Source organism: Methylophaga sp. UBA1464 (genome assembly GCF_002325665.1).
Taxonomy (GTDB): Bacteria; Pseudomonadota; Gammaproteobacteria; order Nitrosococcales; family Methylophagaceae; genus Methylophaga.
On the sequence record NZ_DCSO01000030.1, the window covers coordinates 10,608 to 11,662 of the forward strand.

Consider the following 1,055-nt stretch of genomic DNA (forward strand, 5'->3'; position numbering starts at 1 on the left):
CAAAATGAAAGCCAAGGATTTATTAGGGTTGTGGTGTTCACATCTGGTATTGAACTGCTTGCAACCGGAAGGCGTGGCCTTACAAAGTCAGCTGCAATGTGAAGATAATTATCTGATGTTGCAGCCAGTTGAAAATCCACAACAACTTCTGGCTGAGTTATTGGATATTTATTGGCAAGGTTTGCATCAACCCATCCCATTTTTACCAAAAACCAGTCTGGCTTATGCTGCAGCGGAGCTCAATGCTGGCAAGGCGGACTCGGAAAAAGAAGCTTATAAGGCATGGACGTCAGGTTTTACTGCAGGTGAAGATGCTGATCCTTACCATCAATTACTGTTTCAACAGTCGCCATTAACGGATGAGTTCCAGAGTTTGAGCTTGCGGGTTTATCAACCCATTTGGGATGCCATGGAAGGAGACAAACTATGAAGCAGTTTGATCTCGATACCACCCCGTTACATGACGTCAATCTGATTGAAGCCAGTGCTGGTACTGGCAAAACCTTTACGTTGGCCGGATTGTATCTGCGTCTGATTCTGGAACATCAGCTGAATGTCGATCAGATTCTGGTGGTGACCTATACCCGTGCGGCGACTCAGGAGTTACGCGATCGGTTACGCAAAAAACTCAGTGATGAACGCAAGCTGATTCTGGATAAACAACCAGAGCGCACTGCGGATTTAAAACGATTGGATGTAGCGATTCAAAGCTTTGATGAAGCGGCGATTTTTACCATTCACAGTTTTTGTCAGCAGGTATTGAAAGACTTTGCTTTTGAGTCCGGCAGTCCGTTTGAAATGGATTTGATTGGCGATGACCGTGAGTTATTACTTTCTGTTACCGATGATTTCTGGCGTAAAAATGTGGTGCAGGCCGATAACGATTTCAGCGCTTATTTATTAGCCAAAAAACAGACACCGGAAACGCTGCTGCAGTCGATTCGCAATCTGGTAGGCAAACCGTATCTGCAGATTCAGGATTTGCCTGAAGTGGATACTCACGCGGCAAAACAGGCTGCCAGCCAAAGCTTTGAGAATGTTAAACGACTCTGGCG

The 1,055-nt window shown here is 45.5% G+C and carries 1 protein-coding gene and 1 pseudogene; both read left to right on the plus strand.

The features are described 5' to 3' along the window. Positions 1–430: pseudogene (locus B3O33_RS03295) on the plus strand (exodeoxyribonuclease V subunit gamma); the annotation flags it as partial. After that, a partial coding sequence (locus tag B3O33_RS03300; RefSeq protein WP_292362919.1) for a UvrD-helicase domain-containing protein occupies positions 427–1,055 on the plus strand: 629 nt, incomplete at its 3' end. The pseudogene B3O33_RS03295 and the gene B3O33_RS03300, both read left to right, overlap by 4 nt.